Annotated in this window: 5 protein-coding genes; all 5 read right to left on the bottom strand. The window is 27.3% G+C overall.

Annotated features, from left to right (window positions below):
- Positions 1–403: 403 nt before the first annotated feature.
- Positions 404–1,120 carry an RloB family protein gene (locus N4A48_RS08690; RefSeq protein WP_293665496.1) on the bottom strand — a complete coding sequence of 239 codons (717 nt, stop codon included), beginning with the start codon at positions 1,118–1,120 and terminating at the stop codon, positions 404–406.
- Positions 1,113–2,336, bottom strand: coding sequence for an AAA family ATPase (locus N4A48_RS08685; RefSeq protein ID WP_293665495.1), 1,224 nt, complete (start codon positions 2,334–2,336; stop codon positions 1,113–1,115). Before N4A48_RS08685 ends, N4A48_RS08690 begins: the two co-directional genes overlap by 8 nt.
- Before the next feature lie 550 nt (positions 2,337–2,886).
- Entirely contained in the window at positions 2,887–3,717 is an 831-nt protein-coding gene (locus tag N4A48_RS08680; protein WP_293665494.1) for an HAD family hydrolase, read from the bottom strand.
- The gene (locus N4A48_RS14970; RefSeq protein ID WP_330665085.1) at positions 3,717–6,218 is read right to left on the bottom strand and encodes a phosphoribosyltransferase; all 2,502 of its coding nucleotides are present in this window, start codon (positions 6,216–6,218) and stop codon (positions 3,717–3,719) included. Before N4A48_RS14970 ends, N4A48_RS08680 begins: the two co-directional genes overlap by 1 nt.
- Positions 6,157–7,287: an HpcH/HpaI aldolase/citrate lyase family protein gene (locus N4A48_RS08665; protein ID WP_293665493.1), complete on the bottom strand. Its 1,131-nt coding sequence runs from the start codon at positions 7,285–7,287 to the stop codon at positions 6,157–6,159. The genes N4A48_RS14970 and N4A48_RS08665 overlap by 62 nt, the downstream gene beginning before the upstream one ends.
- Positions 7,288–7,447: the final 160 nt, after the last annotated feature.

The following is a 7,447-nucleotide window of genomic DNA, read 5'->3' as shown; positions in this document are numbered from 1 at the left end:
GCAGCATTCTTTTTATCAATTGCTGTTTTTCTTCTATTGGATATCTTTTATTGTTTTTTGCCATAGGTCTAATCTCCTTCATTATCTTTATTCGAGAATATCATTAATTCTTTCCTACGACAACTATCTTACCACAGGGGGTGAATGAGGGATTGCTATATCATACAAAAAATAACGTATACTTCATAAGATTCAAACTAAAGATAACAATTAAATCAGCATAAATTAAATGAATCGAATATTCCATCCCTATAAAGTTGTTGATACCTTTTATCCTGGTCCTATAAATCTATCTCCATTTAAATGTATCGTATAATCTGATTGATTTGCAATCCATATCTTAGAGAATATATTTTAACGTATAAAATCCGTATTTTGCAAACACTACCTCTACAATTGTGTACTAAAATATATGAGGTTTTAATATTTCCACAAGTTCATATACTTTGGTAGCAGGTGCCATCTTTGAAGGTGGTTTCCCTTCATTTTCTTTACATAATTGTTTAGCATAATTTATAGCATTTTCTAAACTCCCATATGCGATCAATATCTCAAATATATTTTCATTATTCTTCTCATATTTATCAAGTCCATAAGATTTAAATATATCACTTAATTTTTCAAAATAACCTGTTCTATGAATATCTGTATTGTAATTGTTAAAGTGTAGCAAAAACCATAGTTCAATACATTGATTTGACCATGCTACATGCCATTTTTTAGAATCATTTTTACTTTCATTCATTGAATTAACTGAATAAACTGTATTATCAAAATCATCACATGGAAAGTCATCTAAATCATATACTAACCATACATGATCATATTCTCTATTTTTCTTTTTTTCATTATCAATAATAGTTTGAGCATAATCAAGCAAAGATAAACAACTTCTGCCAACACCTTCAACCTTTAATGTTGGGTGACTTGTAACATTAATTCGTTGGTTATACTTTTCTTCAATTCTTTTTTGTATACCTTTAAAATAATACGGCTCTGTCTTTTTTCCCTCACATATAATTAAATATCTCTCTGGTTGTACAAGTCTTGAACCCTCTTTCCTTTTTTTCTTTTGCATCCTTCTTTTTAATTCATCTCTTTTGAGTGGTTTTTTACTCATCTAATAAAACCTCCCAATCAATAATGCTTCGAAAATATGGATCAGCTCCATATCTACCTTCTAAATATTGCTTATCAAATCTTGAATTTTTTCTAATTAACTCACCTTTTTCATCTCTTAACTCTATTAGAGAGTATAGCTCTGAAACATCATTTTTGTTTTTTGCTGTAAACCATATCTCATCACGTCTAAATAAGTCATTTTTCATAATAGTCAAGTCATGTGAAGTAAATATTAATTGTGCTCCAAATTTGTTGATTTCAGGGTTTTTAAATAAATTTATAATATATCTCAATAGTTTTGGATGTAATTTTGCATCTAACTCATCAATAATCATTAGCTTACCATGCACAATAGAATCTAAGACTTTAGGTAGTAGAGTTATTACTTTAATTGTTCCACTAGATTCATCAAAAAAACTTAAAGGATATTTTTCACTTCCACGATTACGAATTGTAATAATATCTTCAATTTTATCTTTATCATCTTTTTTTATTTCTATATCATTTATATCAATATCCATTTCATTTAAGACTGATATTATAAGTTCTTTACCTTTGTTATCTTTAGGAAAGAAAAAGTGTCTTTCTTCAAAGGATTTTCCATAATGACTGTAGTCACATTTGCCAAACCATTCGATTACTTCATTTATAATGGATATATTATAATTAATTTTTAAAAAAGATAAATATGGCATTTTAGAGGATATTTCAGTCTTTGACACAGATTTAAGCAAACTCCCATTTTTTATTTCATTTTCACCTCTATAAAATATTTCACTCTCTTTTTTCTCTCCTATGTTTATCTTGTATAAACTTTCGTTTAAAATTTTATTTTCTAAAAAGCTAATATAGTAATTAAATTCAGTGTCATTATATCTAAATATAATATGAAATTCAGTAGGCTCATCTTTAGATATATCATCTAGCATGAAAGGCATAGTATTATTTTGAGTAATATTTTCTTTGTCTTCTGTATTTTCAAACATAACTATTGGAAACATTATCTTACTTGTTAAATGCCATATAGCTTCAAGAACAGTAGATTTCCCACTTCCATTTGGTCCATATATAGATGCTACTGGTATAAAACGCTCTCCATCTTTTTTATCTTTAATTATAGTATCCTCTAATTCTGTTATAGTTACTGCTTGCATATCTAATATAGTTTCATCCTTGAAACATTTATAATTTTTAAACGTAAATTGAGAAAGCATAATTTCCTCCTTGCGAATATTTTTTTTGTATTATAATATATAATATACAATTTTACACATTATAATGCAAGTATACGAATATTTTTTTCGTATTTATTTTTTGATAATTCTTTATAAATATGATTCTTACTTAGCTATTTATGGTGCATGTTTTAATAGGATTTATAATTAAAAATAGTCTATTGTATATAAATCCCATATACCAAGGTTTATGGCTCTTAACGTGGCTAATATATTGGTTTTTGTAGGATAGTTGACGAGACTATAGCCATCAAGCTAAGGCTTTTATAAAAGCTAGAATGCTTAAGGGTTAAACTATCCCACCAAAAATAAATGGGATTCTAATGTTAGAGAATGATTTAAATATTTTTGCTTAAAACTTGTATTCTGTCGTTTGAAGGTGCGTTAAGAAAGTTCGTTGTCTGACCAACGGGAGTTTAGAACTTTTAGTACCTTCAATAAGACAGAATGCTTAGTTTTACGCAAAAAATTTAACACATTATCGGTATTTGAATCCCATTTATTTGCGATTAGAAACTACATCCCCTTATTATCCCAATGCAGTTTCTATATATTTATCATTTGAAAACTTCTCTACATTCTCCAAAATTTCTTCTGAAGCTAGAATTCCAGAGGATAGTGTAAAGTCTAGTTTTATATCCTCATATTTTTCATTTGTATATATATTGTATATTTCTCCATGAAGAGGTGATACTGCATAATCTGCAATACTTAGCATAGATAAATCTAAGTAAGAATCTCCTGCTGAGGCTATATGTTTTGCCCCTATATTGTTAGCTATATTGAGAATAGCGTCTCTTTTATTTACACAATTAGGCATGAAATATATTTTTCGTCCCTGCATTGAAACATTCCAATTATTCATATCTAACCATTCTATAAAATAGCTTAAACTATCTTGTTCAAATTTATCACAATCAACAATACAATAACAGAATAATTCATCTGCTGTATTACAAGAGATAAGCCATTCTTTATTTTTAATTTCATTAAATTTTTTTAATACATCTTCAATTGATGCAGCTTCATTTTTCATTTTATTTCTGATTAATTCATTCCATATTTTATCAACTTTGTTATCTATTATTATGTTTCCCCCATTACTAACCACTGCATACTTAGATTTAATTTCACTTTGAAATATAGAAATTCTTTTATATTGCTCTATAGTTCTAGTTGTTGTTGGCACAAAGCATATATTTTGTGATAATTTTTTTAGCTTATCTATAGCTTTATTTGTCATAAAAGAAATTTCTTTATCTCCCTTTGTTTCTATTAATCGTACATCTTCACGTTCTTTTTTATCCAAAAATTTATTTGAGTATATTAAAGTTCTATCTAAGTCAGAGGCAAATAGCATTATATTTCTCCTTTTAAAGACTTTATAAGACCACAGCACTTATAAGTCATATTAGTATATATTTCAACTGGAACTTTTTTCTCTTTTGCTAAAACTAGGATATGTTTTAAATTTGGGTCATTTTCTTGCTTTATAAGAATCTTCCAAGGGATTCTCCTCAATAAAACTCTTGTCGTTTCTCCTATTCCTGGTTTAATTAAGTTTATATCATTTATATCAAACTCTTCTTGTATATCTTGAATATTTTTCCATCCATCCCAAGTAGGCTCTATATTATCATCACTTTGTTCGTTTACTGCTTTATTAATTTTATCTGATATATATTTAAATTGTTCACAAATAGTATCTATAAACAAATTAGATACATCTTCTTCTTTTAGTTCCTTATAGTATTTTGCACCGTGAAAATCTGTTTCTTTTATTAAATCTGTTCTATGAAAAGTTCGACTAACAAGTCCTGATACCGTAGAATTAAGACAAGCACTAGGAATCAAGAAATCCTCTCTTGTTCCAAATGTTGAAATACAATAAGCAGGGTCTGCAAGTGCTGCCAAATCATCATTTAAATATATGTTATACTTTTGCTTGAATTTTTCACAAGCTTCTGTTAAAACTTTTGTTATAGCTCCTTTACCAGTCCAACCATCTACAAACTGAATTTCTTTATCTGGATGATTTTTTATAATATAGGAAATTGCATTCTCATCAATTCCCTTACCTCTTATTATAGATATACTATAATGAGGAATATCTATTTTGTATTTAAAATTAATATATCTTTTTATTAATATACCAATAGGTGTTCCAGCTCTAGCAAGTGAAGTAATTACTATATCAAGTCCTCTATTTTCTATTATTTTCTCTGCTACAACCCCTACTGCAATAGCTATTTTCTCAGCTGATTCTTTTAATGACATATGAAATAAATCTATATATTCTGAAGAAGGCTTATATTCTATAGGTAGCATTTCCGAATAATGTCTTCCTGATTGAATTGCCTTTTCTCTATCCTTTGTAGATTCTTCTTCTACACATTCACTAATATCCTTTAATAAGAAAATCACATCATCACTTGAATAACTCCCCATATGTACAGGTGTTGCTTCTTCAATCTCTCCTGAGCATGTAACAATAAAAATATTTAAACTTCCTTGTTTTTTTAGAACTTTCAATATTGAGTTTAAATTTTCTTTTTTCATTCCTCTTTCAAAAAATATGTAGATATCATCATAATATCCATATGGAATATTATATATATAGTTTGTTATAGAATTATCCTCTGGACATTCAAATTGAAAAGCATTTTTTGCTCCATATCCTCTTTTATCATATGGATAGATAGGACTTCTTGTAGTTGAATGATACCTTACTCCTTCCCCCATATAGCTTGCTATTTTCATAGGTATATACATAAATTCCCCAGTTCCAAGACAAAGAGTATTTCTTCCAGTTCTCATTTTTTTTAAATAATTGCCAATTTCCTTTGTTTTACACTCAATATATTCTTTATTTTCTTCTTTAATTCCAAACCTTCCAGTCTCTAATAAATAAGGATTCTTACAACTCAATCCTTCCTTATAATCTCCAGAAATAAGGTTTTCAAAAAAATTGCTTAAATCTATATATTTTATACTACAATCATTTTTTAAATCTAATACATCTCTGGTATTTGATTTAATTTCTTCATTTATTTTGCCTTGTTCTTTAATATTCCCATATAGTAAAGATACCATTTTAATGGATATATCTAATTCCTTTTCTTTTTCTTTAAATTTTTGTATATCCTCATCAGATCTCCAATCTAGTAATGAAGCTACAACGTATTTTTTTCTCGGATACTGTTTTTGAATAGAATCTATAATGTTCAACGCTGTTTTTCCTGTTGTAATTTCATCATCTACTAATACAACCGTATCTTCTGATTTTAATATATTATCATTAATGCTATAGAATCTATGAGATGTAGCATGAGAATGTTCTTCTTCAAAATTTATTATTGAATTTAAATTTGAAATTGATTCTCTAGTAGTATGAATATATACTCCACTGTTTGAAAAGCAACTATACATTGATTGTCCTAATGCAGTAGCTGTTTCAGCAAAGCCAATGAATATACAATTCTTTGGAAGTTCAAAACATTTTTTATAAATACTCTCATATGCTTCCTTTATATTTTCTTCTTCATTGAATGCATTTATTAATTCTTTAATATTTTTTGGATCTTCATTATGTACTATCTGCATATATCTTGTTGCAAGTGCTGACCCAGCTATCAGTGGAATATATGGATTTACTGGAATATGCTTTCCTAATACTTTACTAACAAATAAAAATGATCTTTTTTTATTTTTTCTTGCAGCCATATTGAACAATTTATCTAATGATATTTGATAGGGATTATCCTTTATACATACCTCTAGTTTTAAATCGTCCAAAATATTATACGTATATATTTTTTTCAAGCAAGCTTGTGAAATTTTTCTTTTCGTTAAAGACTCCATAAATTTTTCCTTTCATAACTATTTTATTGGCCCAATTGATATGTGGTTTAATCTCATTCATTTTATTTCGATATTGGCTTTTCATAACACCTAATTCTCCATTATTATTATCCAGAACACTACAAGCATCTATATAGTCTTCATGACTTACAACATGTAATGCCTGAACAGGAGAAATATGACTTGGGTGAATAATAGTCTTGCCAACTAATCCATTTACCTTATCTAGAGATACTTCTTTGATTAAACCATCTATATATTTATTTAAAATATTATCTCTAATCTTAATTCCTTCTAATCCATAAGTATCTTGAAATGGACTTTGTCTTAATTGTGGTTTAAGAACTCTATCTTCCTTATAAAAATACTCCCATACAGGTCCTGAAACAACATAATCTCTATCTGACCTAGAAAATAAATTTATAATATCTACTATACAGTCTCTAATAACAGCAATATCATAAATAGTCACATCATAGCTTCTTCTAATACCAAATAAGCTTGAGAAATCGGTTGCTCCTATTCTAATATTTAATACTAATTCTCTGTATTCATCTAATATTCGATTTATATTATCTAAAGACTTAACTCTAGTTTCTTTATAAATTATATCTGATGTTTCTAATATTGGCATTCCATACATTTTTTTATTGAATTTAAAGTTAAGTTTTTTTAATTCTTCAAAATAATCTTTTCCATTATTTATTGAGAATTTAGGAAACACAAAACCAGTTATAAGCTTTATCATACTTCCAATTTTTTCACCAAGAATACTTATTTGTTTTGGATTTCTTACTCTTATAAATATCAATGGGATTTGCTCATATTTAATTTGACCCTTCTCTATTGCCAAAATTATATTTTTTAAATTATTTACAAGATATTCTTCTGCTTTATCTACTTCTTTATCTCCAATAGCATCTTCTAAGCAAATGACTATAGACATTAAGCCTTCATATTTAGATGTTATTATATCCTGTGAAATTTGCTCTCTTGTAGCTGGCATATATAAAGTTGAACCAAGGGCATAAGAAAGAATTTCTTTGTCACTATCTCTCTTAAATGACATTGGTAGAGAATAAAAAATTGATTTTTTATCTTCAGGAGTTAAATAATTAAAATATTGCATAATTCATCCCTTTCTATAGATTAAAATTTTATAGTACATTAGTATATAAAAGACATGAAATTAAATTTTAAAAATAAAAATTAATCACATGCCTTTAATT

The organism is Tepidibacter sp. (assembly GCF_025210165.1).
Lineage (GTDB): Bacteria > Bacillota > Clostridia > Peptostreptococcales > Peptostreptococcaceae > Tepidibacter_A.
This window is presented reverse-complemented; position numbering and strand designations above follow the sequence as displayed.

What these genes read in the sequence shown, in the direction of transcription:
- N4A48_RS08680 (WP_293665494.1), bottom strand. Translation starts at nt 3,717, where the DNA reads ATGCTATTTGCCTCTGACTTAGATAGAACTTTAATATACTCAAATAAA.
- N4A48_RS08685 (WP_293665495.1), bottom strand. Translation starts at nt 2,336, where the DNA reads ATGCTTTCTCAATTTACGTTTAAAAATTATAAATGTTTCAAGGATGAA.
- N4A48_RS08690 (WP_293665496.1), bottom strand. Translation starts at nt 1,120, where the DNA reads ATGAGTAAAAAACCACTCAAAAGAGATGAATTAAAAAGAAGGATGCAA.
- N4A48_RS14970 (WP_330665085.1), bottom strand. Translation starts at nt 6,218, where the DNA reads ATGGAGTCTTTAACGAAAAGAAAAATTTCACAAGCTTGCTTGAAAAAA.
- N4A48_RS08665 (WP_293665493.1), bottom strand. Translation starts at nt 7,287, where the DNA reads ATGTCATTTAAGAGAGATAGTGACAAAGAAATTCTTTCTTATGCCCTT.